36 protein-coding genes and 1 riboswitch are annotated in these 24,795 nt (G+C 65.7%); of the genes, 15 read left to right on the top strand and 21 right to left on the bottom strand.

Features of this window, described 5'->3' with window-relative positions:
* Window positions 1-182 precede the first annotated feature (182 nt).
* Entirely contained in the window at window positions 183-992 is an 810-nt protein-coding gene (locus QZL87_RS18460; protein ID WP_295321974.1) for a hypothetical protein, read from the bottom strand.
* 341 nt (window positions 993-1,333) lie between these two features.
* Here QZL87_RS18460 and QZL87_RS18465 point away from each other — a divergent pair, with 341 nt between their 5' ends.
* From QZL87_RS18465 to QZL87_RS18495, 7 genes are all read left to right on the top strand, one after another.
* Entirely contained in the window at window positions 1,334-1,984 is a 651-nt protein-coding gene (locus tag QZL87_RS18465) for an energy transducer TonB (protein ID WP_295321976.1), read from the top strand.
* A gap of 115 nt (window positions 1,985-2,099) precedes the next feature.
* A complete protein-coding gene (locus tag QZL87_RS18470; RefSeq protein ID WP_295327042.1) occupies window positions 2,100-2,855 on the top strand; it encodes a MotA/TolQ/ExbB proton channel family protein in 756 nt (251 codons plus the stop codon).
* A gap of 126 nt (window positions 2,856-2,981) precedes the next feature.
* Window positions 2,982-3,500: a biopolymer transporter ExbD gene (locus QZL87_RS18475; protein WP_295321979.1), complete on the top strand. Its 519-nt coding sequence runs from the start codon at window positions 2,982-2,984 to the stop codon at window positions 3,498-3,500.
* Window positions 3,501-3,532: 32 nt separating this feature from the next.
* Window positions 3,533-3,958 (top strand): biopolymer transporter ExbD, encoded by a 426-nt coding sequence (locus QZL87_RS18480; protein WP_037555438.1) that lies wholly within the window; start codon window positions 3,533-3,535, stop codon window positions 3,956-3,958.
* Window positions 3,959-4,201: 243 nt separating this feature from the next.
* Window positions 4,202-4,549: a DUF962 domain-containing protein gene (locus tag QZL87_RS18485; protein WP_295321981.1), complete on the top strand. Its 348-nt coding sequence runs from the start codon at window positions 4,202-4,204 to the stop codon at window positions 4,547-4,549.
* A gap of 73 nt (window positions 4,550-4,622) precedes the next feature.
* Window positions 4,623-4,826 carry a DUF2061 domain-containing protein gene (locus QZL87_RS18490; protein WP_295321984.1) on the top strand — a complete coding sequence of 68 codons (204 nt, stop codon included), beginning with the start codon at window positions 4,623-4,625 and terminating at the stop codon, window positions 4,824-4,826.
* A gap of 74 nt (window positions 4,827-4,900) precedes the next feature.
* Entirely contained in the window at window positions 4,901-5,329 is a 429-nt protein-coding gene (locus tag QZL87_RS18495; protein ID WP_295321986.1) for an OsmC family protein, read from the top strand.
* On the opposite strand, the gene QZL87_RS18500 is transcribed toward QZL87_RS18495, so the two are convergent.
* Window positions 5,326-5,910: a hypothetical protein gene (locus tag QZL87_RS18500; protein WP_295321989.1), complete on the bottom strand. Its 585-nt coding sequence runs from the start codon at window positions 5,908-5,910 to the stop codon at window positions 5,326-5,328. The two genes, QZL87_RS18495 and QZL87_RS18500, sit on opposite strands and share 4 nt — an antisense overlap.
* 70 nt (window positions 5,911-5,980) lie before the next feature.
* Entirely contained in the window at window positions 5,981-6,436 is a 456-nt protein-coding gene (locus QZL87_RS18505) for a nuclear transport factor 2 family protein (protein WP_295321991.1), read from the bottom strand.
* A gap of 199 nt (window positions 6,437-6,635) precedes the next feature.
* On the opposite strand from QZL87_RS18505, the gene QZL87_RS18510 reads away from it, so the two are divergent.
* From QZL87_RS18510 to QZL87_RS18525, 4 genes are all read left to right on the top strand, one after another.
* Window positions 6,636-7,472, top strand: coding sequence for an arylamine N-acetyltransferase (locus QZL87_RS18510; protein WP_295321993.1), 837 nt, complete (start codon window positions 6,636-6,638; stop codon window positions 7,470-7,472).
* A gap of 74 nt (window positions 7,473-7,546) precedes the next feature.
* Window positions 7,547-8,404 carry a TauD/TfdA family dioxygenase gene (locus tag QZL87_RS18515; RefSeq protein ID WP_295321996.1) on the top strand — a complete coding sequence of 286 codons (858 nt, stop codon included), beginning with the start codon at window positions 7,547-7,549 and terminating at the stop codon, window positions 8,402-8,404.
* A 7-nt stretch (window positions 8,405-8,411) separates the two neighbouring features.
* Window positions 8,412-8,840 carry a DUF1801 domain-containing protein gene (locus tag QZL87_RS18520; RefSeq protein ID WP_295321999.1) on the top strand — a complete coding sequence of 143 codons (429 nt, stop codon included), beginning with the start codon at window positions 8,412-8,414 and terminating at the stop codon, window positions 8,838-8,840.
* Window positions 8,841-8,850: 10 nt separating this feature from the next.
* Complete coding sequence (locus tag QZL87_RS18525) at window positions 8,851-9,249, top strand: DUF1801 domain-containing protein (RefSeq protein ID WP_295322001.1); 399 nt, start codon at window positions 8,851-8,853, stop codon at window positions 9,247-9,249.
* Here QZL87_RS18525 and QZL87_RS18530 read toward each other — a convergent pair.
* The 8 genes from QZL87_RS18530 to QZL87_RS18565 form a co-directional block, all read right to left on the bottom strand.
* Window positions 9,246-10,067, bottom strand: coding sequence for a ThuA domain-containing protein (locus tag QZL87_RS18530; protein WP_295322005.1), 822 nt, complete (start codon window positions 10,065-10,067; stop codon window positions 9,246-9,248). The genes QZL87_RS18525 and QZL87_RS18530 overlap by 4 nt on opposite strands.
* A gap of 77 nt (window positions 10,068-10,144) precedes the next feature.
* Window positions 10,145-10,642 (bottom strand): glycine zipper 2TM domain-containing protein, encoded by a 498-nt coding sequence (locus QZL87_RS18535; RefSeq protein ID WP_362988034.1) that lies wholly within the window; start codon window positions 10,640-10,642, stop codon window positions 10,145-10,147.
* Between the two features lie 59 nt (window positions 10,643-10,701).
* Window positions 10,702-11,142, bottom strand: a complete 441-nt coding sequence (locus QZL87_RS18540; RefSeq protein WP_295322008.1) for an NIPSNAP family protein — start codon at window positions 11,140-11,142, stop codon at window positions 10,702-10,704.
* Between the two features lie 119 nt (window positions 11,143-11,261).
* Window positions 11,262-11,687, bottom strand: coding sequence for an NAD(+)--rifampin ADP-ribosyltransferase (gene arr, locus QZL87_RS18545; RefSeq protein ID WP_295322010.1), 426 nt, complete (start codon window positions 11,685-11,687; stop codon window positions 11,262-11,264).
* Window positions 11,687-12,241: a hypothetical protein gene (locus tag QZL87_RS18550; protein WP_295322012.1), complete on the bottom strand. Its 555-nt coding sequence runs from the start codon at window positions 12,239-12,241 to the stop codon at window positions 11,687-11,689. Before QZL87_RS18550 ends, arr begins: the two co-directional genes overlap by 1 nt.
* Window positions 12,242-12,478: 237 nt before the next feature.
* Window positions 12,479-13,108: a hypothetical protein gene (locus QZL87_RS18555; protein WP_295322015.1), complete on the bottom strand. Its 630-nt coding sequence runs from the start codon at window positions 13,106-13,108 to the stop codon at window positions 12,479-12,481.
* Window positions 13,109-13,189: 81 nt separating this feature from the next.
* Entirely contained in the window at window positions 13,190-13,603 is a 414-nt protein-coding gene (locus tag QZL87_RS18560) for an N-acetyltransferase (protein WP_295322018.1), read from the bottom strand.
* Window positions 13,604-13,819: 216 nt separating this feature from the next.
* Window positions 13,820-14,320 (bottom strand): 2'-5' RNA ligase family protein, encoded by a 501-nt coding sequence (locus QZL87_RS18565; protein WP_295322021.1) that lies wholly within the window; start codon window positions 14,318-14,320, stop codon window positions 13,820-13,822.
* Between the two features lie 650 nt (window positions 14,321-14,970).
* Here QZL87_RS18565 and QZL87_RS18570 point away from each other — a divergent pair.
* Window positions 14,971-15,393, top strand: a complete 423-nt coding sequence (locus QZL87_RS18570) for a hypothetical protein (RefSeq protein WP_295322024.1) — start codon at window positions 14,971-14,973, stop codon at window positions 15,391-15,393.
* A 199-nt stretch (window positions 15,394-15,592) separates the two neighbouring features.
* Here QZL87_RS18570 and QZL87_RS18575 read toward each other — a convergent pair whose 3' ends face one another.
* Window positions 15,593-16,330 carry a hypothetical protein gene (locus QZL87_RS18575; RefSeq protein WP_295322027.1) on the bottom strand — a complete coding sequence of 246 codons (738 nt, stop codon included), beginning with the start codon at window positions 16,328-16,330 and terminating at the stop codon, window positions 15,593-15,595.
* A complete protein-coding gene (thiC, locus tag QZL87_RS18580; RefSeq protein ID WP_295322029.1) occupies window positions 16,327-18,306 on the bottom strand; it encodes a phosphomethylpyrimidine synthase ThiC in 1,980 nt (659 codons plus the stop codon). Before thiC ends, QZL87_RS18575 begins: the two co-directional genes overlap by 4 nt.
* A gap of 42 nt (window positions 18,307-18,348) precedes the next feature.
* Window positions 18,349-18,459, bottom strand: a riboswitch (TPP riboswitch).
* Window positions 18,460-18,539: 80 nt separating this feature from the next.
* On the opposite strand from thiC, the gene QZL87_RS18585 reads away from it, so the two are divergent.
* A complete protein-coding gene (locus tag QZL87_RS18585; protein ID WP_295322032.1) occupies window positions 18,540-18,977 on the top strand; it encodes a DUF6265 family protein in 438 nt (145 codons plus the stop codon).
* A gap of 22 nt (window positions 18,978-18,999) precedes the next feature.
* Here QZL87_RS18585 and QZL87_RS18590 read toward each other — a convergent pair whose 3' ends face one another.
* The 4 genes from QZL87_RS18590 to QZL87_RS18605 form a co-directional block, all read right to left on the bottom strand.
* Window positions 19,000-19,458 carry a DMT family transporter gene (locus QZL87_RS18590; protein WP_295322035.1) on the bottom strand — a complete coding sequence of 153 codons (459 nt, stop codon included), beginning with the start codon at window positions 19,456-19,458 and terminating at the stop codon, window positions 19,000-19,002.
* The gene (locus tag QZL87_RS18595) at window positions 19,455-19,679 is read right to left on the bottom strand and encodes a 4-oxalocrotonate tautomerase family protein (protein ID WP_362988041.1); all 225 of its coding nucleotides are present in this window, start codon (window positions 19,677-19,679) and stop codon (window positions 19,455-19,457) included. The genes QZL87_RS18590 and QZL87_RS18595 overlap by 4 nt, the downstream gene beginning before the upstream one ends.
* Window positions 19,676-20,284, bottom strand: coding sequence for a glutathione S-transferase N-terminal domain-containing protein (locus QZL87_RS18600; RefSeq protein WP_295322038.1), 609 nt, complete (start codon window positions 20,282-20,284; stop codon window positions 19,676-19,678). Before QZL87_RS18600 ends, QZL87_RS18595 begins: the two co-directional genes overlap by 4 nt.
* 79 nt (window positions 20,285-20,363) lie before the next feature.
* Window positions 20,364-21,011, bottom strand: a complete 648-nt coding sequence (locus QZL87_RS18605; protein WP_295322040.1) for a pyridoxamine 5'-phosphate oxidase family protein — start codon at window positions 21,009-21,011, stop codon at window positions 20,364-20,366.
* A gap of 93 nt (window positions 21,012-21,104) precedes the next feature.
* On the opposite strand from QZL87_RS18605, the gene QZL87_RS18610 reads away from it, so the two are divergent.
* Window positions 21,105-21,995, top strand: coding sequence for a LysR substrate-binding domain-containing protein (locus QZL87_RS18610; protein WP_295322043.1), 891 nt, complete (start codon window positions 21,105-21,107; stop codon window positions 21,993-21,995).
* Between the two features lie 285 nt (window positions 21,996-22,280).
* Here QZL87_RS18610 and rplT read toward each other — a convergent pair whose 3' ends face one another.
* From rplT to hisN, 4 genes are all read right to left on the bottom strand, one after another.
* The gene (rplT, locus tag QZL87_RS18615) at window positions 22,281-22,646 is read right to left on the bottom strand and encodes a 50S ribosomal protein L20 (protein ID WP_295322045.1); all 366 of its coding nucleotides are present in this window, start codon (window positions 22,644-22,646) and stop codon (window positions 22,281-22,283) included.
* Window positions 22,647-22,659: 13 nt separating this feature from the next.
* Window positions 22,660-22,863, bottom strand: a complete 204-nt coding sequence (rpmI, locus tag QZL87_RS18620; RefSeq protein ID WP_037555449.1) for a 50S ribosomal protein L35 — start codon at window positions 22,861-22,863, stop codon at window positions 22,660-22,662.
* Between the two features lie 114 nt (window positions 22,864-22,977).
* Window positions 22,978-23,328: a GFA family protein gene (locus QZL87_RS18625; protein WP_295322046.1), complete on the bottom strand. Its 351-nt coding sequence runs from the start codon at window positions 23,326-23,328 to the stop codon at window positions 22,978-22,980.
* A gap of 17 nt (window positions 23,329-23,345) precedes the next feature.
* Complete coding sequence (gene hisN, locus QZL87_RS18630; protein WP_295322047.1) at window positions 23,346-24,128, bottom strand: histidinol-phosphatase; 783 nt, start codon at window positions 24,126-24,128, stop codon at window positions 23,346-23,348.
* Window positions 24,129-24,243: 115 nt separating this feature from the next.
* Between hisN and QZL87_RS18635 the strand changes: the two genes are divergently transcribed.
* The gene (locus tag QZL87_RS18635) at window positions 24,244-24,786 is read left to right on the top strand and encodes a TetR/AcrR family transcriptional regulator (protein ID WP_295322048.1); all 543 of its coding nucleotides are present in this window, start codon (window positions 24,244-24,246) and stop codon (window positions 24,784-24,786) included.
* Window positions 24,787-24,795 lie beyond the last annotated feature (9 nt).

The raw sequence follows: 24,795 nt of genomic DNA on the forward strand, positions 1-24,795 counted from the left end.
GTCATCGCGAGCGCCCTATCGGCTTTTGCGCGCGAGACAAGGAAGCTTTTCTGTTGCCGCGATGCGAAAACGTGCGGCACCGGCCCACTCCCCCTCCCGGCCTCCCTCACGATAGTAGCCTATGGGAGGCCGGGAGGGGGAGCGGGCCGGTGCCGCCTTCGCCGTCAGGCGAAGAAGTTCTATCAATCGACCGGCGGCTTGCGCGTCCGCGTGCATTCGCCGAGCGCGCCGAGGATGACGCCATAGTCCGACGCCGCCTTGCGCCGGTCTTCGGGCGGGGTTCCCGCGAGCTTGTTCAGCGGCAGCTGGCGCGGCAGGCCGCAGGCGAGGCGGTACCAGGCGAGCGTGTCGCGCGCGGGCACCGCCGCGGACCCATCGACGATCTCGCCGAACGCCGCTGCCCAGCGCCGCGACCCGTCGGCGGCGGTGAGCACGGTGAGCGACACCGGGTCGCCGGTCGAGGTGTTCAGGAATAATTGCGTCTCCCCTTCGCCGGGCAGCGTGCCCGGGACGTGGAAGCCGTTGGCGATGCCGGTGATCGCGGGCGGCGCGCCGGGCTTGACCAGCTCGGTCAGGATCGCGCGCAACTGCGCTTCGGTCGCCGGATCCCACGGCAGCTGCGCGTCGGGGGCGATCAGGCGGACGCTGCCCGTGTTGTTCGTGCCCGCGGCCGTGCCCGCGACGGGACGGGCAAAGAGCAGGACGGGCTGCTTCTTCTTCAGCTTCGGCGGTTTGCCCCGCGCATCGAGCGGCAGATCGACGAGATAGGAGATTCGCGCCGCGAGCGGGCCGCTGCCGCGAATCAGGCTGACGACGTCGGCTTCGACATAGAATCGGACATGGCCCGCGGCGACTCCGGGCGCTCGCTCGGGTTTCAGGTCGGTCGCCCGGTGGATCCGCGCGTGCAGCACGATCGGCGCCGCCGTCGCCAGATCGGCGATGTCGGCGTAGGTGTAGGGGCTGGCCGCCGTGGCGTCCGCGGGCGCCTGCATTGCGGAAACGCTTGGGATTCCAAAGCTCAAGGTCAAAATGCCGGCGATAGCGGCCGGGTGAGGGAGGCGCATGGTCGATCTACTTTCCATCGTCTGTGACACCGGTATCGGCGCCTGAATCCCCATCATGGGACAAGGCACATTAACCGCTGATAAAGGGTTTGCGAATGTCTCGCCACCGCGATAGGACGGGCCGCGAAGCGTCCGGCGAAAACATAATAAGCCGGGTGCAGTGCCGTCGGGTCTGTGAAAACGCATCGGAAATCATCCGGGCATTTGGCAACCGTCCCGAGGGTTGGGAATTGGTGTCAGGATGATCTAGCAAGGAGCGTCGTCCCTGAATGGCTTATGGTGATAATGTCGACCCTAAAAACAGGGTAGTGGCGATTGTCTTGGTTGGTCTGTTTACGGCAGTGCTGGGCTATGGCCTAGTCAACGGCTTGAATATCAGCATCGTCAAGAAGATCGCCGAAAAATTGGATGTGGTGGACGTCGAAGAGCCGCCGCCGCCGGAGGAACCGCCGCCGCCGCCGCCGCCGGACAACAAGCTGCCGCCGCCGCCGCCGGTCGTGACGCCGCCGTCGCCGATTCCGCCGCCGGTGACGACCAATACGGTCCAGTCGGTGCCGAAGGCGCCCCCGACTCCGCCGCCGCCCGTCTTCACGCCGCCGGCCCCGCCGCCGCCGGCGCCCGATCTCAGCCAGGCCGGTTCGCCGCGTGGCAATCCGGGCCGCTGGGCGACGAACGACGACTATCCGGCGCGCGCCATGCGTGAAGAACGCGAGGGCACGACGGGTTTCCGCGTGACCTATAATGTCGAGGGACGCGTGACTTCGTGCGACGTCACCTCGTCGAGCGGGCACGCAGACCTGGATGCCGAAACCTGCAAGCTCATCACGCGCCGTGGCCGGTTCAACCCGGGCAAGGACCGTGCGGGCAATCCGACAGGCGGCACCTACAGCAACCGTATCCGTTGGCAGATTCCGCGCTGATCGGCGCCGGACCAGCTGTTTTCGATTTTGAATATTTTGAGAGGGAATTTCCTATATGTTTAATCTGATCGCAAATGCCGCCGCTGCGGCGCCGGCTGCCGCTCACGACGCAGGCATGAGCCTGATGCCCGCATCGATGTGCGTGAAGGAAGAGGGCACGAACCCTTACGGCCTCGTCCCCGCGCTGTGCGAAGGCGGCATCGTGTCGCAGGTCACCTTCCTCGTCCTGCTGATCATGTTCGTCGGCACGCTCTACATCCTGTTCACCAAGCTGTTCGAGCAGAACAAGGTGATCGGCCAGGGCAAGGCGGTCGACGCCAATTTCTGGCGCGCTCCGACGCTCGCCGACGGCGCGGCGAAGCTCGAAAAGAACAGCGCCTATCGCCAGGTCGTCGAAGACGGTCTGCGCGCCAACGAAGAGCATAACAAGCTGACCGACCCCGTCGAAGCCCACGACTGGATGCACGGCACGCTCGAGCGTTCGCAGAACCACATCAACTCGAAGCTGAACTCGGGCCTCGCCTTCCTCGCGACGGTGGGTTCGACCGCGCCGTTCGTCGGTCTGTTCGGTACCGTTATCGGTATTCTCCGTGCGCTCGTGAAGATCGGCGCGTCGGGCCAGGCCTCGATCGACACCGTCGCCGGTCCGGTCGGTGAAGCGCTCATCATGACCGCCATCGGTCTGATCGTCGCGGTTCCCGCGGTGCTCGCGTTCAACTGGCTGCAGAGCCGCAACAAGGCGATCGCCCGCCGCCTGTCGACCTTCTCGAACGACGTTCTCGGTTCGATCATGTCGAACGGCCAGGTGAAGCCGGCGTCGCTCACTCCGGCGAAGGTCGCTGCTCCGGCGGCGGCGCCGAAGAAGGCCTGATTGGTTCCTGGATCCCCGCCTTGTCGCCGCGCGGCGCAGGGCGGGGTCCGCTGGACCGGGCGCGGCGCCGGTGGCGCGACGACCCAAGGGTCCATGACAGTAATTTTGTGACAGGATGCTAATCCTATGGCGATGAGTGTAGGCGACAAGGGCGAAGACGCCCCGATGTCCGAAATCAACACGACCCCGCTCGTGGACATCATGCTTGTGTTGCTCATCATCTTCCTCATCACGGTTCCCGTGGTTTTGGAGACGGTGAACCTCAAGCTGCCCGACGTGGTCTTCGAGCCGACGACGACGAAGCCCGAAAATGTGCTGCTGTCGATCCGCTCGGCCGACACCGACGGCGATGGCGAGCCCAATGCCGAGAGCACGGCGTGCGAAGTCTATTGGGGCCAGACCCCGGTCGATTCGCGGCAGTTGCTCGAACGCGGGCAGGCCAAGCTCGAAAAGCTGCTCGAAGATATCGGCGGGCCGCAGAACATCACCGAAGAGAACTTCCCCGAAGTGCATATCCGCGGCGACGTGAACACGCCGTACCAGTGCATCGGCGGTGTGATCTACACGATGCAATATGCCGGCTTCCAGAAGATCGGGTTCATTTCCGAACCGGCTCCTGGCTCGGGCACGGTGGGCCGTCTCTAAGGCGGTCCGCTCAATTATGAAGGAATAATCGCATGTCCATGGCAGTTGGAGATCGGGACGAAAACGAACCGATGATGGACATGAACACGACGCCGCTCATCGACGTCATGCTCGTGCTCCTCATCATGTTCATCATCACCATCCCGGTCCAGACCCACGCGGTGAAGATCGATCTGCCGGTCCCGACCGATAGCCAGAGCAATGTCGACCCCGAGAAGAACAAGGTGATGATCGACCCCGCGGGGACGATCACCTGGAACGGAACGCCGGTCGACCTCGCGCAGCTGGCGCAATATCTGGAACAGACCAAGGCGCTGCCGGTCGAACCCGAACTGCAGGTCCAGCCCGACCCCTATGCGCGCTATATCGTCGTCGACAATGTCATGGCGGTGATCAAGCGCAGCGGCGTCGGCAAGCTCGGCTTCGTCGGCAACGAACAATATGCCCGCGTCTTCTGATCTCTGATCGGAGCCGTCAGGCGAAATGGATGGGGCCGCGGAGCGATCCGCGGCCCTTTTCATTTGGTAACGCCGAGCGGCGGAAACCGACCGATTGCTGCCGTTCTTCTCCCCTCCCGCAGGCGGGAGGGGAAACCACCTCAAGTCCTAAACGTCGTCAACCCACCCCAAAGCCGACGACCGAAGCGGTCCAACACGAGCGTCCGCCTTGACGCCGCGCGCGCGCCGCAGCATCCTTCGATCATGCCGCGGCTCTACACCAGTTTCGCCGAATTCTGGCCCTTTTACCTGCGCGAGCACAGCAAGGCGTCGACACGCGCGCTGCACTATGTCGGGACGAGCCTCGTCGTGCTGATCGCGGTCGCGACGGTGGTCAGCGGCCGTTGGGGCTGGCTCGCCGCGCTGCCGGTCGCGGGCTATTTCTTCGCCTGGATCGCGCATTTCGGGGTCGAGAAGAATCGCCCCGCGACCTTCAGCTATCCACTGTGGAGCCTCGCCGCCGACTTCAGGATGTGGGCGATGTGGCTCGGCGGGCGGCTGGGCCCCGAACTCGACCGCGCAGGCGTGTCGCGGGAAAATCGATCAGACTGAGCGAAAGCACTCGCTGGCGCTTGTTGCGAATCATTCTTAATTTGGCCCGGTTCACCGCTGCTGGAGACCGGCCATGCCCGCCGACCTGATCAAGACGTTCACCTATCTCACCATCCACCTGACGATCGGGTTCAGCGTCGCTTATGTGATGACCGGATCGGCCGCGCTCGCGGGCGGGATCGCGATCATCGAGCCGTGCATCAATGCCGTCGCCTTCTTCTTTCACGAAAAAGCATGGAAGCGGGTGGGTGCGGGGCCTAAGCTGCTCGCCGCCTGAGGACGCCCGAGTCCCGGACGCCATTTCCGTTTCGCACGCATGATCGACCCCCGATCGAACCCAGGAGATATCGCATGACCGTCAACCGCGCATCGGCCCGCTACGAAGGTTTCGGCAAGGAGGGCAAAGGATCGATCACGACCAAATCGGGGGTGCTCGACAAGCAGCCTTATGGCTTCGGCACGCGCTTCGAAGGCCAGCCCGGAACCAATCCCGAGGAATTGATCGCCGCGGCGCACGCCGCCTGTTTCACCATGGCGCTGTCGTTCGGGCTCGCGCGCGCGGGCTATAATGGCGACACCCTCGAGACGAGCGCCGCGGTGACGCTCGAACAGCAGGACGGCGGCTTCACGATCACCAAATCGGCGCTGACGCTGACCGGCAAGGTGCCGGGGATCGCTGCCGACGAATTCGCGAAGATCGCCGAAGAAGCCGAGAAGAATTGCCCGGTGTCGAAGCTGCTCGACTGCGAGATCACGCTCGAGCACAAGCTCGAAAGCTAAGCCGCGTAACGCAGCGGCGGCGGCAGTGCGTCGTCCATGAAGTCGAAGGCGCCCTGCGCGGGCGCGGGCAGCTGCCAGCGCTGGAGGACGCGGTGGCGGCTGTGGCCGACATGGCTTTCGATCAGGACGAGCTCGCGCGGCGTCCAGTTCCACGCGACCGGAACCGGATCGAACGCATGTCTGCCATAGCCGAGCGTGATGTGCGGGCGGAGTCCCGACTGGCGATACCAGGGCGCGATTCCATATGGTGCGAGCCGTGCGACAAGGTCGTCGTAAAGCTGGCGAATAGCCGCGGTGCTCCCGACCGTGACCAGTTCGGCGCCGGCATCCCGGCTGACGATCCGGCCAAAGGGAATCGAAGCGGCGGCGGGCACGCCGCTTTCGAATGCGCTGGCGACGCGTTGCCGCAGGAAGGGGTGGGGCACCGACGTCTCGTCGATCGTGCAGAGAGTGAGGTGATAATTTTGCGGCTTCAGCCCCGCGAAGAGATCGCCCGAAACGGGCGGCAATTGACGCGCAAGCCAGCCTGCGCGATCGGCGGCGAGCTGAAAGCCAAGGAAATAGCGGAACATTGGGCTCATCATCCATTCCTCCGAATCGGATCAATGTTCCCATTATGTTCTCACTGGCCGCTGGAGTCGAATCCTTCCGCTATTCGTCGTCGATCGGCATCCGGGTGACGTGGATGTAGCTCGCCTGCCAGCTATCGCCATGACGCCGGAAAATGTCGGTGAAGCGGATGCGGACGCGGAAGGGCTTGCCCGCCGCGCGGCCCGACAGGATCGTCTCGGCGCTCGCAAGGCCCGTGTCCCTGCCGAGCGGCAGGACGGCCCGGTCCTTCAGCGTCACCGGGTCATAATCATCGTCGGGCCCGGTCCAGCCCTCGATGAAGAAAGCCTTGCCATAACGCTTGCCGCTTCCGTCGATGAAGACGAGGTCGTCGGCGACCATGCGATCGAGCGCGGCGCGATCCTGCGCGATCTGCGCCGCGTCGAAGGCGTCGGCGAAGGCGGTGAGGTCGGCGATGTCGCTTTGCGGCGCCTCGGCCGCCGCGCTGGCGGACAGGGCCAGGGCGAGCATCGTTGCCCGGAAAAGGGAGGTCTTCATTCGCCCATCATTCCCGCCAGGGCGCGCCCGGTCAATCGTCGTCGGACCTGTTCAATTCGATTGCGCCGTCCTGCCGGCGATATTCGCGCTTGATCTCAACCATGGTTGAGCTTTCATAAGGCACGCAGATGATTAGCGAACGGAGCGTCTGTCGATGTTGCACTACCCCCCTGCCCCCTCCGATCCGGCCGATTCCGATATGCCGGCTTCTGATCCGGCCGACGCGTTCCTGCCGCGCTATTTCGCGCGCATCGGCTATAGCGGCCCGGTGGCGCCGACGTGGGAGGTGCTCGCCGCGCTCCAGGCCGCGCATATCGCGGCGATCCCGTTCGAGGCGATCGACGCGCTGACCGGCGCCGGAATCGATATTGGCGCCGCCGCGATCGACGCGAAGCTGGTCGGCCAGCGGCGCGGCGGATATTGTTTCGAGCAGAACGGCCTGTTCCTCCGCGTCCTGCAGGCGATCGGCTTCGCGGCCGAGGGGCTGATCGGGCGCGTGCGCTGGATGCTGCCCGACGATGCCCCGCCGACGCCCCGCTCGCATATGGTCGTGCGCGTGACGATCGACGGGCGGCCGTGGCTGGCCGACGTCGGCTTCGGCGCCGCGGTGCCGCCGCAGCCGCTGGCGATGGATCGCGAGGATCCGCAGCCGACGCGGCACGAAAGCTATCGCGTCGTCCGGCAAGGCGATGAATGGCAAGTCGCCGCGCTGATCGAGGGCGGGTGGCGGACGCTCTACCGGATCGAGAATGTCCCGCCGCCGGCGATCGATTACGAACTCGGCAACTGGTACACCTCGGCGCATCCCGATTCGCATTTCCGCCATCAGCTGATCGCGGCGCGGACGACGGCCGAGGCGCGCTATGGGCTGCGCGACAACCGGCTGACGACGCGGCTGATCGACGGGCGATCCGACCGCCGCTACCTGACCGCCGACGAGATCGAGCGCGCCTTGTCCGAAATCTTTCTGCTGCCGGTGCAGCGCCACTGGCGCCCGGCAATCGAGCGCGCGGCGACGGCGGAGATTGCCGGATAGTCGCACCGTGGCTTGACTCGCCGGCGCTGTGGCTTTCTCATGCTTCGACAACATAATAGCAGGAGCGGAAAGCCATGACCCTCGCAACGTCGCAGCGGGTTTTCGAGCGGCTGAAGGTCGCGCCGTTGACGCCCGGTATCGGCGCAGAAATCTCGGGCATCGACCTCGCCTGCGAACAGGATGACGCGACGATCGCCGAAATCCGCGCCGCGCTGCTGGCCTACAAGGTCGTCTTCTTTCGCGACCAGTTCATCACGCCCGAACAGCATATCGCCTTTGCGCGGCGCTTCGGCCCGCTCGAAATCCATCCCGCGACGCCGCAGGATCAGCCGAACCGCGAGGTGCTGCACATCGCGCACGGGCCCGATTCGCGGGGGCGCGAGAATTTCTGGCATTCGGATGTCACTTGGCGCGCCGAACCCTCGCTGGGATCGATCCTGCGCGCGATCGAGGTGCCCGAGGAAGGCGGCGACACGCTGTTCGCCGACATGGCGGCGGCGTTCCGCGGCCTGTCGCCCGCGATGCAGGATTGGTGCCGCTCGCTGAGCGCCGTGCATGACATCGCGCGGGTCTTTGCCAAAAGGCTGGGCAAGAGTGCGCACGAACTGCACGAACAATATCCGCCGCAGCTCCACCCCGTGGTGCGCACCCATCCCGAGACGGGCGAACAGGCGCTTTACGTCAACACCGCTTTCACGAGCCATATCGAGGGATTGTCGGCAAAGGAGAGCGAGTGGCTGCTCGCGCATCTCTATGCGCAGGCCGCGGTTCCCGAAATCCAGTGCCGTTTCCGCTGGCGCGCGGGGTCGATCGTCTTCTGGGACAATCGCGCCGCGCAGCATTATGCGGCGTCGGACTATTTCCCCGCGGTGCGGCGGATGGAGCGAGTGACAATCGCGGGCGACCGGCCCTTCTATCGCGACGAACGCTGAGGGCGGAGTGACCGGGAAGAAAGTCGTGCTGCTGTCGGGCGGCAATCCGCAGATCGCCAAAGGCTATGGCGACGCGCCGGTGCAGGCTTATATCGCGGCGATGCCGGGGTGGAAGTCGGCCGCCTGGGCGCGGCTCGACAGACTGATCGAAAAGACGGTTCCGGGGGTCGCAAAGGCGGTCAAGTGGAACTCGCCGCTCTATGGCGCGCCGGGGCAGGGTGAGGAGCCGACGCACTGGTTCCTGAGCATCCATTGCTTCGACCGTTACATCAAGGTCGCCTTCTTTCGCGGCCGCTTGCTCGATCCGGTGCCGCCGGTGGCGTCGAAAAGCGGCGACACGCGCTATTTCCATATCCATGAGGATGAGAAGGTCGACGAAGCGGCGTTCGCCGACTGGGTCAAACAGGCCGCGGCACTGCCCGGTGAGAAGATGTGAGGAAGAGGTTATGGCGGCGGACCTGATCGATGCGAAGATCGCGGCGCTCGGCGACTGGCGCGGCGACATGCTGGCGAAGCTGCGCGCGTTGATCCATGCCGCCGACGCGCAAGTCGAAGAGACCGTGAAGTGGCAGAAGCCGTCGAACCCGGCGGGAGTTCCGGTGTGGGACCATGCCGGCATCCTCTGCACGGGCGAGATATACAAGGACAAGGTCAAGCTGACCTTCGCCAAGGGCGCGGCGCTCGCCGATCCGAAGAAGCTGTTCAATTCGAGCCTCGACGGCAACACGCGGCGCGCGATCGACCTGTTCGAGGGCGACAGCATCGACGAAGCGGCGTTCGAGGCGCTGGTCCGCGCCGCGGTCGAGGCGAACCTCGAAAAGCCGGCGCGGGTCAAAAAGGCCTAGTCGCAGCCCGTTCCTTCGGCGCGCGCGGCCCAGCCGATCGCGCCGTCCAGCATCCTGAGGTGCGCGGGGTCGCGCCACGCTTCGGCCTTGTGACCGAGCGCCGAGTAGAAGATGCGCGCGCGGCCCTCGCAGCGCCACCAGATCAGCGCGTGGTCCGCGCCCATGCGGTATTTGGGGTCGAGGTGCAGCGTGCGTTCGTCGAGCGATGCGAGGATGTGCGCGTCGGCGGCGGGCGCGACGTCCCAGCTGTAATATTCGTCGGTCCAGCGCCAGCGGGCGGGAAGGTGGCGCGTCGCAGGGTGACTGCGGTCGGCGATCGTGAGGTCGGCCGCCTGGAACTGGTGGGCGCCGCCCGGGTGGCCGGTGAAACGGCCATTGCCGCGCAGCTTCACGAACCAGTCGGGGTGGCTGCCGTCGCCCGCGCTGTGGAGGCCGACGAAGCCGCCGCCGCCAGCGATCCACGCCTGGAAGGCATCGCGCTGGTCGGGGGTGTAAATGTCGCCGCTAGCATTGGCGAAGACGATGACATCGAATCCGGCGAGGTCGCGGCGGTTGAAGACGGCGGCATTTTCGGTCGCGAAGCTGCTCCATCCGCGCGCCTTCACCAGCGCCTCGATCGCCGGCACGGCTTCCGCGATGCTGTCGTGGCGATAGCCGTTGGTCTTGCTGACGATCAGCACCGCGGGACGGGTGAGCGCGGGCAGTTCGGGCGGCACGCGGTCGAACGTCGGCGCCGGGCGCCGCGGATCGGGTGCCGCCTGTGCGGCCCCGAGCATCAGCGGCAGCGCGACGACAGCGAGCTTGGCGATGGTGATCATTCTGCCTCTCCCGACAATATCGGGCGCAGGCTAATGACACCGGTGAACCTTCGCAAGCCGCCGCCGTCGCGCGATGCTCAGCGGCAGCGCACCTCGTCGTTGCCGCTGCGTTCGATCGCGCGCCCGGCGACCGCGCCGCCGACCGCGCCGAGCACGGTGCCGAGCGTCTTCGAATCGCCCGGCGCGATGACGTTGCCCGCGATGCCGCCGATCACGCCGCCGACGATCAGCCCGGTCGAGCCGTCGTTGCGGCGGCAATAATATTTGCCGTCGCGCCCGCGATAGATGCGGTCGTCGTTCGACAGGCGGCGTTCGCGGTAACGGCGATCGCTCCGGTAATAATTATCGGCATAATAGCCGCCGTGGCGCGGGTCGGGCCGGTCATAGTCGTAGCGGCCGTACTGGTCGTAATAGCTGCGGTCGTAATAGCCGTAGCCGCCGTCGTCATAGCCATAGCCGCCGGTCGAAGCGCAGGCGCCGAGCGTCGCGGTCGCGGCGGCGAAGGGCAGGATCATCAGCTTGTTCATCGGCTTCACTCCGTTCGGATCGCGTGCCGGGCCAAGCGGGCGGGGCATGCGGATGGCCCCTCTCGCAAAGAAAGACCCCCGAACGCCTTGCCGGGTTCCCTGTCGCCCTACCCATCCCCGCCCGCGCGGTCGGGCGAATAGGGCACGGGTTCGAGCGTGCGGTCCGAAATCGCGTCGACGAAGCTGCCGTGGCGCGCGCCCGTTTCCTTCTTGATCGCCGCCCATTCCTCGTCGGCCATGAAGGCGGCCCATGCGGCCTTCATCGTGGCGGCGTCGGGCCAGTCGAGCAGATAGACGAATTCGACCTTGCCTTCATGCTCGCTGCGCCAGATCGAGCGCACCGCGAAGCCGTGGCGCGCCATGATGCGCAGCGCATGATCGCGGAAACGGTCGTGGAACACGCCTTCGTTGGCGCGCGGAATTTCGTAGATGCGCAGCTGTTGCAGCGGGGCGGGTGCGGCCGGGGGCGCGGCTGCGGCGGCGGGCGCCAGAGCGAGCAGCGGCGCGAGCAGCGCGGCGAGGGCAAGGATGCGGATGGGGGAGGGCATGGGCTATTCTCCATTTCTATCTGCAAATTCTCGTCATTCCCGCGAAAGCGGGAACCCAGTGGCAACCTTGGCTCGCTGGGTTCCCGCTTTCGCGGGAATGACGAGATAATCGGGGCGCTTCAGTCGATGATTACGTCCTTCCCTTCCGCCTTCAGCTTCGCGAGCCCGTCCTTCATCGCCGCGAGCACTTCGGGCGCGTGCGGAGTCCAGCTTTCGACCTCGCCGATGACGCGCAGCGGGGCGCGGCTGCGGTAGCTGCGGGTCGGGTTGCCGGGAAATTTCTTGTCGGTGAGGTTGGGGTCGTCGAACCAGTCGCCGGTGGGCTCGACGATATAGATGCGCTCGCGCCCCTCTCCCGCCGCGAGCTCACAGCCCCAGATCGCCGATTCCAATGCGGCGGAGAAATAGATCCACGAGAGCGGCTTGTCGGCGGAGTAATTGCTCGTCCAGCCGGGCGCGAGCAGGTCGCCGACGGCAAGGTCGGCGCGCGTGCCGTGGTAGAAGGTCGCGCCCGCATCGGGCCCGGTGGGAGCAGCGCCGGCCATCAATATTCGTTGCGCTCGGCGCGCAGCACCGCCTTGCCATCCTTCCAGTTCACCTCGGCGGCGGGTTCGTCGGTCTTGCCGGGGGCGAAGAGTTCGTAGACGATCGTGCCGTCCTCCTGCGTGCTTTCGATGACGCGCGCGGGGGTGAAGGCGTCGGCGGCGGCGCCGGCGACGGCGCGCACCGGCGCGGGGGCGTCCGCCCAGGCGATGTCGCGCTGCATCTCGACGACGCGCCAGGCGCCCGCTTCCTCGATCAGGTCGAGCTCGACTTCGCTGCCGTCGGGGCGCGTCCCCTCGACATCGTAGAAGAGCTTGCCGCCGCGTTCCTTGCGCTCGGCCTCGGCGATTTTCATGCCGGGGATGCGCGCGAGCACCGCGTCGCGCACGCCGGGCGGCAGGTCGGCGGCGGCGACCTCGCTGATCCGCGCCGCGGGGCCCTCGGCGAGCACCGACTTTTCGGGCGCCGCACTTTCGGGCGGCGCGGGCGCCTCGGCCTTGCCACACCCAGCAAACGCCAGCATCGCACCCGCGATCATCCAGACCTGTCCACGCATCCTTGTTCTCCCTGTATTGGTAACCGCTGTCAGCCTATCGGGGACGCGGGGACGAGTCGAGGCGGGTGCGGCGGGCCGAAACGGGTGGAGCGACCGACCACCCCTCGTCATCCCCGCGGAGGCGCTGCGCGCCGTCTGCGCCTCCGCGGGAATGACGAAAAGGGAGAGATTTTTTCGTTCGGCAGGGCGGAAGTTGTCAAACTTGTCATTCCCCTCCGGTAAAATGATACCCGTCGCTCAATAATCATCCTCCTCGTCCGCGTCTTCGGGGCGGAGGACGCGCGGGTCGATGCCGAGCGCGGCGGCGAGCAGCGCGGGGTCGGGCGCCGCCGGGGTGCCCTCGTCCTCGCCCATATAGGCGGCGTCCTCGGTCAGGCTGAGCAGCCGCGCGAGGATCAGCGCGGGGCCGTCGAAATGCTGCACTGCCTCGCGCCCGTCGCGCCAGTCGCCGAAGCGCACCGGATCGCGGCGGCGAAGGATGAACTGGGTCAGCCGCTCGTCATAATAGCGTCGCTCGCCGATCTGCTCGCCCTGATAGAAGACGGGGCGCGCGACGCCGTGCACCGCGCGCGACAGCGCCGCATCGGCGAGCCGCCGCACGCCCATGTCGAGCGCGGCGTCCCACGCGAGGCGGAACGCCTGCGCCTCGGGCCGGCGGCGGAGGTTATAGGCGGCGGTCGCCGAGAGCCCGACCGCGGCCGCCGCCTGGACGACGCAGGCCGTTTCGGCGAGCGCCTCGATAAAGCCGACCTGCCGCTCGGGCGTCCAGCCGTCGTGGCGCGCGCGCAGCGGCACGGGGGTGAAGGGGGCCGGGGCGGCATCGTCGTGCGGCGCGGCGGGGCGAGGGGGGAATTTTTCCTGCTTCATCGGGAAGGATGAACCAGATGCGGATATTATAGGAAAGAGGTTTTGGGGCGACGGTGTGCGAAATAGGATCGGGCCGCGCGCCTACCCCCGCCCCGGCCGCAACATCGGGGTCAGGACCGGCGAAGTTCGGGTGCGGATCTCGCCGATGCTTTCGAAGCCGAAGCGGCGGTAGAGCGGGATGTTGCGCGGGTTCGAGCTTTCGAGATAGGCGGGGCGGCCGTCGGCGTCGATCACCGCGATCGCCGCCTCCATCAGCGCGGTGCCGAGCCCGCGGCCCTGATGCGCGGGATCGGCGGCGATCAGCGGCAGGTACCAGACCGGGTCGGCCGGGTGGAAAACGGTCCATCTGGTCGACGAGCGCGTCGAGTTCGGCCTTGCGGTGCGCGGGGGTCTGTTCGTCCATGATCGCGCCCATGACCTCGCCGTCGGGCTGGACCCCCGGCGGCAGCCAGGTCGCGAGTGCGGCGCCGTCGTCGGCGACGAACGCCGTCCCATGCTCGAACGCCGCGCCGCCGAAGGCGCCGAAAAATTCGTGGCGGCGGCTCATATAGGTGGCGGCGTCGGGCGAGGCCCAGCGCGCCACCGGGTCGGCGGCAAAGCCGAGCACGAGGGTGTGGAGCAGCCGCGCCTTGTCCGCGGGTGTGCCGATCGTGATCGTCGCCATGGCTGCTCTCCTCTCTCGTGCCGCCTGTTGTCGTGGCCGCGCCGCGCTCAGTCGCCGGGCGGCGTCAGCGCCCAGCGGCCGTGCTCGATATGCGTCGTCTTTCCGACAACGCTTTCCATCAGCAATATGTCCCGCACCGTCCATTCGATCGGCGGCAGTTTCAGCGCGCCGAACGTCTGCGAACCCAGCCGGTCGCCGCGATAGTTGATCGTGATATGCGGTTCGGGGGTGGTGCCGTCCATGATCGGCGCCTTCTCGCGCAGCAGATGGTCGACCAGCGCCTTCTGGAACGCCCGCGCCTCGGCCAGCGGTTCGCGCGTGCGCAGCGTCACCGCCTTGTGGTTCTCTTGTCTGTCGAAGCGGAGCGGGAAGGGCGGTGCGGCGAAGCCGTCCAGCGCGGCGATGGTCGCGGGCAGCCACTCGGGCGGGGCATAATGGAGGTCGTAGAGCGAGATCAGCGTGACATGGAGCAGGTCGGGGCCGCGTCCGGGGTCGTTGCGCGGCAGTGCGGCGATCACCGCTTGCACCTCCGGCGGCGGCTTGGCCATGACGTAGAGGGGGTTCCGGGCGCGCACGGGTGGGAGTGTAGCATGGTGTGGGGGCGACGCCATCGGCGCCGCACCCCCTGTTTTTTACAGCCGCTTACAGTGGTCACAGAGCGGATGACCACCAGTGCCGCTGCGGCGGTTGTAGCTTTCGATATTGTTGCCCTCGGTGCACTTGTTGTCGTTGTGATGGACACGCGTGCCGGGCTTGATCGAATGATATGCAGCAACCTTAGACATCTATTTTACCTTTCGAACATTCATCGTTGTGATCGATGAAGCCCGAACGAAGTCAGGTTGGGCGCGAGTAAATAAGCGTGATCGCGTGCGGTTTTCCACAGCTTGCAAACATCTTACCCACCGGTCCTTCCCCGAAATCGTCGGACTTCAGGTTGACCCAAGTGGCGATGCATGCGAGCAGGCAACTGCTAGGTAGGCCCGAGTGCATCGTCACTCAGCTTGCTGGGGGGTCATCCTTTGGGGTGGCCCCCATCTGATTCACCCTTCGCTTGTTGCTCCGCCTGCTGCGAGACTCGCAGATACGGCTTCGCGAATCTTGCATAGGAACTCTTAAATCGGAGCGCAACCCCTTTTTGGTTCTCTGAGTGGCTTTGGTGTGTTATTTTGCGCAAAACGATGACTCGGAGGCGGAAATGGCAGATGAATCGATCCGGGAACTTTTGTCCAAACTACTGAAAAGACGTGAAGAGTTACGTTTGGAGTCCGAGGCACTCGAAAAATTGATCGAGACATACCGACAGCTTTCTATGCTAGAAAAGGAGCAGGAATTACCGCAGCTTGATTTGTGGAAAGGGAGTCGCTCGAGGCGCGCGCGGTCTGCCTATGTCGCCGAGATGATGGCAGCAGCGAGGCGACAAATTTTGTCAGACGGACGACCGCTGACGCGAAGTGAGCTTCTCCAGCGCTTGGAGGCAGAGGGATACGTCATAGACGGCGGCGATAAGTCAAAGGTGCTGGGCACAAACCTTTGGCGATCTGGACAATTCCAGCATATTGAGAAAAAGGGATATTGGCCTGTAGACACGCCAATTCCTCGAAAGTTCGGCCGCTCCTGATACCGGAGAAATACCGATTGCTTTGATAGGTGGAGCAATCCTTAAATCCAATCGGAGATGTTGCGCATTTACCAAATTCCCCTGACTATTGGGTCGAGCTCACCGAGCAGGGGAGGCATCGAGCGCACCAATATGCACTCCGTGTACGGCTGTTTTCCGATCCGGAGCGGAAGGGCAACTAGGACCGCAATAACCAGCCTCACCACCTTCGTAAGAGCATACGCCTGACAAGCGAGGTTGGGTCGGCGGCTGGATTTCGCCAGTTTGCAATGCTGGGATGCGTTGCTGTTATGACGCAAAGGCCTGTGCTATTCAGGTGTGCGGAAGAGGTCCAGCGACGGGAGTTTTCTTCGGTGAAAATGTCTACTAGTTCGTGCGCACCAAGAGCTTCGCGTACCCAGCGCCCGGACGTGCCGCCGAAACATAGTAATGTGTTGATACGAAGGTGTTGGATTACAGCGTGATGAACGGGCCAGCAGGCCTCCAGTAGTGCTAGCTTCTCTCCCTCAAGCGAAGCTTCTCTAGGGGTGCGGACAAATACCACATTGCTCGCGGGAACGGTCCGAGGATCAAAGCCCAGACTTGAGAGAAGATGCAGCACGCGCGGCTGCATTCCATATGTACCGGGTGCACGCCCCCGCCAGCTTTCATCGGCATATCGTGACCAATACTCCTTCGACGGATCGCTATAGGAATTGATGTCACGTTGAATTGTCTCGTCGGCCTGTTTGGTCGGAGAGCCGCCCGGATTCAGTCCAAGCACATACAAAGGTGACGGGCGCGAAAAAGCCGCCCTGCCGGAATAAAATACCGCGCCCGAGCGATGGCGTATTCCCTCCTCAACGAGGTCAAGAAGTTCCAGTGGGTTGAGCATCCTTGAAACCCAAATCGCGGACGGCAGGTCAATAATCTGTTTGCTGGCTACTTGTAGGATCAATCATGCTCCCGGCCACCCGCGCCCATATACAGCTCGCGCCCGGTTTCCTCATAAACCTCGCTCATTTTCGCCATGCCCTTTTCGGCCTCTTCGGCGGCGAGGAAGCCGGCGCTGTCCTGATTTTGCAGCTTCGCGAACTCGCGGACTTCCTGGCTGATCTTCATCGAGCAGAATTTGGGGCCGCACATGCTGCAGAAATGCGCCGATTTGGCGCCCTCGGCCGGGAGCGTCTGGTCGTGGTACTGCTCGGCCGTGTCGGGGTCGAGGCTCAGGTTGAACTGGTCGCGCCAGCGGAATTCGAAGCGCGCCTTCGACAGCGCGTTGTCCCAAATCGCCGCGCACGCGGCGGACTTGGCCAAGTTGAACTGGTCGTCCCAGCGGAATTCGAAGCGCGCTTTCGATAGCGCGTCGTCGCGGACCTTGGCGGCGGGATGACCCTTGGCAAGGTCGGCGGCGTGCGCGGCGAGCTTGTAGGTGACGACGCCGACCTTCACATCGTCGCGGTCGGGCAGTCCCAGATGCTCCTTGGGCGTGACGTAGCAGAGCATCGCGGTGCCGTACCAGCCGATCATCGCGGCGCCGATGCCGCTGGTGATATGGTCGTAGCCCGGCGCGATGTCGGTGGTGAGCGGCCCCAAGGTATAGAAGGGCGCCTCGCCGCATGCCTCGAGCTGCTTGTCCATATTCTCCTTGATCTTGTGCATCGGGACGTGGCCCGGGCCCTCGATCATCACCTGCACATCCTGCTCCCACGCACGCTTGGTCAGCTCGCCCAGCGTGTAGAGCTCGGCGAACTGCGCCTCGTCGTTCGCGTCGGCGATGCTGCCGGGGCGGAGGCCGTCGCCGAGGCTGTAGGCGATGTCATAGGCCTTCATGATCTCGGTAATCTCGTCGAAGCGTTCGTAGAGGAACGATTCCTTGTGATGCGCGAGGCACCATTTCGCCATGATGCTGCCGCCGCGGCTGACGATGCCGGTGACGCGCTTTGCGGCGAGCGGGACGTAGGGCAGGCGGACGCCCGCATGGATGGTGAAATAGTCGACGCCCTGCTCGGCCTGTTCGATCAGCGTGTCGCGGAAAATCTCCCACGTCAGTTCCTCGGCGATGCCGCCGACCTTTTCGAGCGCCTGATAGATGGGGACGGTGCCGATCGGGACGGGCGAGTTGCGGATGATCCATTCGCGCGTGTCGTGGATGTTGCGCCCCGTCGAGAGGTCCATGACGGTGTCGGCGCCCCAGCGAATCGACCAGACCATCTTGTCGACTTCGCTGGCGACGTCGGACGCGACCGCGCTGTTGCCGATATTGGCGTTGATCTTGACGAGGAAATTGCGGCCGATCGCCATCGGCTCGCTTTCGGGGTGGTTGATGTTGCTGGGGATGATCGCGCGGCCGCGCGCGACCTCTTCGCGGACGAATTCGGGGGTGACGTAATCGGGGATGCTCGCGCCCCAGTCCTGCCCGTCGCGGACATAGTCTGCGAGGCGTTCGCGGCCGAGATTCTCGCGGGTCGCGACATATTCCATCTCGGGGGTGATGATGCCGCGGCGGGCATAGTGCATCTGGCTGACGTTCGCGCCGGGTTTGGCGCGAAGCACGGTCTTGCGGACGTTGGGGAAGGCGGGGACGCCGCCGCTGCGGTCGGGGCCGAGCTGGCCGTTATCCTCGGGGCGGACCTCGCGCTGGGTGACGTCCTCGACGTCGCCGCGCGCGCGGATCCAGGCTGCGCGAAGTTCGGGGAGGCCCTGCGCGATGTCGATGCGGGCGTTGGGGTCGGTGTAGGGACCCGAGGTGTCGTAGACACGGACGCTGGGTTCGCCCGAGTGCGGGTCGAGGTCGATCTCGCGCATCGCGACGCGGATGCCGCTGCCGGTGGGCGAGGCGATGTGGACCTTGCGGCTGCCGCGGATCGGGCCGGTGGTGACGCCGATCGGTTCGGCGGCGCGTTTGTCGAGGCGGGAATCGATGTCGGCCATGTGCAGTCGCTCCAGTTATCGGAGCGAGAATGGGGATTCCGCATATGGAATACCGACCCTCCCTCCGCCGGTATTACCCGGATCAGGTTCAACGGGTCGCGGCTTGTTCCGCTCTCAACCTGTTTCTGCACACAGGCTCCCCGGGGATGGAGGGGTTATAGGGGGCGGGATGGGGGCTGTCCATTGGCGATAGGGTCGGTGCGGTGGTAAAGGACGGCGAGAGGGAGGGGCTCATGCGGATGATCGCGGTGGCTTTGGCGGTGCTGGTGGCGGCGAGCCCTGCGGCGCGCGTCGACGATCTCGGCTGGCTCGCGGGCGCGTGGGTCGGCGAGGCCGACGGGCGCTGGACCGAGGAGAGCTGGACGCCTCCGCGCGGCGGGGTGATGCTGGGGGTGAGCCGCTCGGGGCGCGGTGAGGAACTGCGCGAATATGAGTTCATCCGCATCGCGCGCGGCGGCGATGGCGCGATTTCCTATATCGCGATGCCGCAAGGCGGGGCGCCGGTGGCGTTCGCGCTGGTGCGGCGGGAGCGGACGCGCGCGATCTTCGAGAATGTGGCGCACGATTATCCGCAGCGCATCGAATATGTCCGCGACGGCGACGTGCTGACCGCGACGATTTCGGCGATCGACGGGACGAAGGCGCGGCGCTGGACCTATCGGCGGCGCTGACGCCGGGCGCGCATCCCGGCCCTCAGCCCGTGCGGCGCGCGAGCCAGACGCCGGCGATCATCAGCGCGATGCCTGCGACGCGCTTGAGGTCGATCGCCGAGCGCATCGCGCCGAACAGACCGAAATGGTCGATCGTCGCGGCGCTGATCAACTGGCCGACGAGCACGAAGAAGATCGCGTTGCCGACGCCGAATTTCGGCGCGATGAAGGTCACCGCGATGACGTAGAAGGCGACGAACAGCCCGCCGAAGTAGAATGGGGCCGGAATGTCCGACGTGAAGCGGATCTGGCCGATCGAGGCGGTCATCAGCGCGCCGGCGGTGGCGATCAGGAAAGCGAGGCCGAAGAGGATCATCGACGCCGCCATCGGGCTGCCGAGCCGCGCGCCGAGGCCGCCGTTCAATGCCGCGAGGATCGGGATGCCGACCCCGGTCAGGAACATGATCGTCGCAAAGGCGGGGGCGGCGTTGTTCGCGGTCATGGCTTTTGCGCCTTCGCGGCCTGCGCGGCGCGATAGTCGAGGACGGGCAGCCCGCCGATCCCCCAATTTTCGAACTCGACCTCGTCGATGGTGACGACGGTGGTCGCGGGATTCTTGGCGAGGACGCGCTGGAGCAGGTCGGTGACGCCGGCGATCAGCTCGGCCTTCTGCTCCGCCGTCGCGCCTTCGCGGGTGATCCGGATATTGACGTAGGGCATCATTCACCTCCTTCGGCCGGCCAGCCCGGCATCGCGGGAAAATCCGGCAGCGCGGCGATCCGGCGCGTCCAGTCGCGGATCGCCGGCCAGTCGTCAAGGTCGAGCCCGGCGTCGCCGATCAGCGCCAGATAGGGGCTCGCCGCGAGGTCGGCGATGGTCAGGCGGCCGCCGACGAGCCAGTCCCGCCCCGCGAGATGCGCCTCGACGACCGGCAGGATGCGCATCGCGACCGCAGCCGCGCGCTCGCGGTCGACCGACCAGCCGAACAGGCGCTCGGCGCGCAGCAGCGCGGGGCCGTTGAAAATCTCGTTCGCCGCGTGCGAAAGCCAGACCATGATCGCGCCGCGCTCCTGGGGTGTGCGCCCGTCCCACTCGCCGGGCCGGTGCCGCGCAGCGAGATAGGCGAGGATCGCCTGGCTGTCGCGCAAGATGAAATCGCCTTCGACATAGACGGGAATCTGCGCCATCGGGTTGAGCGCGCGGAAGGCGTCGGTCCGGCGCGCGGCCGCGTCGGTCGCCCGCTCGTCCCAATCGAGGCCGAGGAAGGCGAGCGCCATCCGCACCTTGTGGGCATTGCCCGATAGTTCGGACGCATAGAGGCGGATCATGTTCAGTCTCCTTTTTGGGCAAATTTTGACGAACCCGCACCAGCCCGCTCCCCCGCCCGGCCTCCCAAACAGTTTATGCTCATGGGAGGTCGGGTGGGGGAGCGGGCTGGTGCGGTATTGAACGAAGCGCGGCAAGCTCGGCGCGCAGCTGGTTGAGCTCGGCCGCCATCGGGCGGACCGCGGCGGAAATCTCGGCCTCGGTGAAGCGCGGGGTGATATGCTGCGAGCAATTCCATTCCCAGCCGATCACGTCGATGAGGAAGGCGCGCTCGGGCGTTGCGCGATAGCCTTCGGGCATCAGCGCGGTGACCGTGGCGGGATCGTCGGCGAGTTCGACGATCGCCGCATGGCCGACGAGCTTCAGCCGCTCGCGGTTCGGATAATCCATCAGGAAGAGCGAGACGCGGTCGTTGCCCGTCAGGTTCGCGGTGCTGATATATTGTCTGTTGCCGCGATAGTCGGCGAAGCCGATGCGATTGCCCGCGATATGGCGGAGGAACCCGGCGGGGCCGCCGCGATGCTGCATATAGGGCCAGCCGTCGGCGGTGACGCTCGCCATATAGAAGCTGTCGCGGAGCGCGATATAGCCCAGTTCCTTCGCGGTCAGCGCGTCGGGGGTGCCGTCGGCGCCGGCGTCCATCTTGATATAGGCGGCGCGCGAGCCATGGCGTTCCTGCAGCGCCTTCACCGTGTCGTTGAACAAAATGTGCCGGTAATTTCGCGCCATCGGCCGCTCCTTTCGGACCGATAGCTAGGGCGTTGCAGAGCGAGTGTTAATCGGCGAAGATCGAACAAGTTAATTCCGATAAATGGAATAATCATGGACCGCCTCACAACGCTCGAAATGTTCGTCGCGGTCGCGAGCGAGGGTGGTTTCGCCGCGGCGGCGCGCAAGCTGAGCAGCTCGCCGCCCGCGGTGACGCGCGGGATCGCGGCGCTCGAGGCGCGGCTGGGGACGCGCCTGTTCCTCCGCTCGACGCGTGCGGTCGCGCTGACCGACGCGGGCGCGGCCTTTCTGGAGCAGGCGCGGCGCATTCTCGCCGAACTCGCGGGGGCCGAGCGCGAGCTGCGCGGCGCCGGGGCCGAGCCGCGCGGGCAACTGCACTTGACCGCGCCGGTGATGTTCGGGCGGCTGCATGTGCTGCCGGTCGTCGGCGCGCTGATGGCGCAGCATCGCGAGTTGACGGTGCGGATGATGCTGATCGACCGCAATGTCCGCATCGTCGAGGAAGGGATCGACGTCGCGGTGCGGATCGGACCGCTCGCCGATTCGGCGCTCAAAGCGGTACGGATCGGCCGGGTGCGCCAGATGCTCGTCGCGAGCCCCGCCTATCTCGCGCGGCGCGGGCCGCCGGCGACGGTCGGTGACCTGGCGAACCACGAACTGATCGGCACGATGGGGCCGCGCTGGACGGCCGAATGGCAATTCGCGTCGCGGCGCTGGCGGCTCGACGTTCCGCCGCGGCTCGTGCTCAACACCGTCGATAGCGTGCTCGCGGCGGCCGAGGCGGGGCTGGGGATCGCCAATCTGTTGAGCTATCAGCTCGCCGAGGCGGTCGACGCCGGGCGGTTGATCGCGCTGCTGTCCGATGAAGCGCCGCCGCCGCTGCCGGTCCACCTGCTGTTCGACCCGTCGCGCGCGGGCTTGCCGTCGGTGCGGTCCTTCGTCGCCGCGATGAAGGCGCGGATGCGGATGGCGGGGTTGGATTGAGGGGGCGGAGGGCGGTTTTGGGTGGTGAGCGGCCGTCGGGTTCTAATAATAATCCCCTCCCCTTCAGGGGAGGGGTTGGGGTGGGGGCTATCGGCCTTGCGCGAGGCCGATAGCCCCCACCCCACTGCGACTAGGCAGCAAGCTGCCAAGTCTTCGTTTCCCCTCCCCTGAAGGGGAGGGGCTTGACTAGGAGAGGGCAGCAATCGGCCGATTGCGGACACCCCAACGAAAAAGGGCGGCCCCATCGGGACCGCCCTTGATTTCGTTCGCCTTGACTGAAAAGCGTCAGGCCGCCTTGGGCAGCGCCGCCTTCGCCTGCGCGATGATCGCGGTGAACACGCCACCTTCGTTCATCGCCAGGTCGGCCATGACCTTGCGGTCGAGTTCGATGCCGGCGAGCTTCACGCCGTGCATGAACTGCGAATAGGTCAGGCCTTCGGCGCGGACGGCGGCGTTGATGCGCTGGATCCACAGGGCGCGGAAGCTCCGCTTCTTGACCTTGCGGTCGCGATAGGCGTACTGGCCGGCCTTTTCGACCGCCTGCTTGGCGATACGGATCGTATTCTTGCGACGACCATAATAGCCCTTCGCCTGATCCAGAATCCGCTTGTGCTTGGCGTGCGTGGTCGTGCCGCGTTTGATGCGTGACATCGTCTAGCGCTCCTTACTTCAGGCCGTAGGGCGCCCAGAGGCGCACATGGGCCGCGTCCGAATCGCTGAGCACGCTGGTGCCGCGGTTGGTGCGGATATATTTCGAGTTGTGCGAAATCAGGCGGTGGCGCTTGCCGGCGACGCCGTGCTTCACCTTGCCCGAAGCGGTGAATTTGAAGCGTTTCTTCACACCGCTCTTGGTCTTCATCTTGGGCATTTTGGTCTCCTTTGAAGTCCGTTTGGTGTCGGCCTGGCAGCCCTTTCAGCCAGCCGACACAATCGGAAGCGGCGCGCTTAGGTGGATTCGCCCGGAAATGCAAGCGTTGTGGGATCAAAAACTCGCGCCGTCGACCTTCTGGATATTCAGCGCGTCGAGGTCGGCGCCCGGAACGCAGCGCAGGTTCACCGCCGCCATCTTCGATCCATCGGGGCCAGTGCCCACCGAAAAGCTCTGGCACCCGCAGGCGTCGCAGAATTGATGGTCGATATTATGCTTGTTGAACTTGTACGACGTCAGCCGCTCGGCGCCGCTCTCGAGCCGGAACTGGTCGATGGGGACGAAGCTGAGTAAAAAACCCTTACGTCGGCAGTGCGAGCAGTTGCAGCTCATCGCCGTGTCGGGAATGTCGCCTTCGACGCTGTAGGTCACCGCGCCGCAGTGACAGCTTCCTTCATAAGCCATGTCCGTTCCTCTCCTTCTCAGTGGTGGCAGGCGAGCCCCTCGATCACATCTTCCAGCCGCGCCGGATCGCCGAGCGCAATGACATGCCCTGCACTGTCGGCGCTCAGCGGATCGCCGTTCCAGTCGCACATCGTGCCGCCGGCGCCCTCGACGATCGGCGCGAGCGCGGCGAAGTCGTGGAGCTTGAGCCCCGCCTCGACCACCAGGTCGATATGCCCGCTCGCGAGCAGGCCGTAATTATAGCAATCGCCGCCGAAGACCATCCGCTTGTGCGACGTTTTCGCGGCGAGCGCCATGAAATGCTCGCCGTCGTGATCGCTGAAATATTGCGGCCCGGTCGTCGCGAGCACGGCGTCGGCGAGGTTTCGGCAGGCGCGCGCGCGCGCCGGGGCGCCGTTGAACAGGGTCGGTTGCCCCAGCGCGCCGACCCAGCGTTCGCCGGCGACCGGCTGGTCGATGATGCCGAGGACGGGCCAGCCGTCCTGGAGCAGCGCGATCAGCGTGCCGAAGATCGGGCGGCCGGCCATGAAGCTGACGGTGCCGTCGATCGGGTCGAGCACCCACTGGCGCGACGCTTCGGGGCGCTCGGCGCCATATTCCTCGCCGATGATGCCGTCGCGCGGCGCCTCGGCGTCGAGCAGGCGGCGCATCGCGGCTTCGGCGGCGCGGTCGGCTTCGGTCACGGGCGAGGCATCGGCCTTGGCCTCGTGGACCCAGTTCGAACGAAAGAGCGGACGGATCGCTTCGCCGGCGGCGTCGGCGAGGCGGTTGGCGAGGGCGAGGTCAGAGGTGATCGACATGGCTTCGCGCTAGCCCAGCCCGGGCTGCGCCGCCAGTCCATGCAAAGCTATTGCATCCCGAACAGCCCGATTTTATCGATTTTACAAATATGATCTAAATTGTAAAATCAGCGTCATGCCGGGCGATTTTCCTCTCGATCCGATCGTCGCGACCTTCGCGCGCTACGGGCTGCGCAAGGCGTCGATGGAGGATGTCGCGGCGGCGCTCGGCGTGTCGCGGCAGGCGCTTTATATGCGCTTCGGATCGAAGGGCGCGCTGGTCGAATGGGCGACCGAGGGCGTGGTCGATACGTCGCTCACGGCCGCGCTTGCCGGTATCGAGCAGCCCGCGAAGACGCTCGCCGAGCGGCTGGCCGACGCGCTCGATGCGTGGGTGGGCCGGCATATGGGGGCGCTTCATGCTTCGCCGCATGGGGCGGAAATCATCGCGATGCTTCAGCGCGATCCGCCCGAGGCAGCGCGTGCGGCGGAACGGCGGCTGGTCGCGGCGATGGCCGAGGCGATCCGCCTCAGCGGCCCCGGCTCGGCGGTGTCGCGCGCGGGGAGCATGGCGCAGGCCTTATGCTGGACGACGCGCGGGCTGGTCCATGCGGTGCCCGATCATGCCGCCTTCCGGCGCCAGCTCGACCATATCGTCGGCGCGCTCGTCGCGCGCTGACCTGACTTA

It is taken from the genome of uncultured Sphingopyxis sp., from assembly GCF_900078365.1.
GTDB lineage: Bacteria > Pseudomonadota > Alphaproteobacteria > Sphingomonadales > Sphingomonadaceae > Sphingopyxis.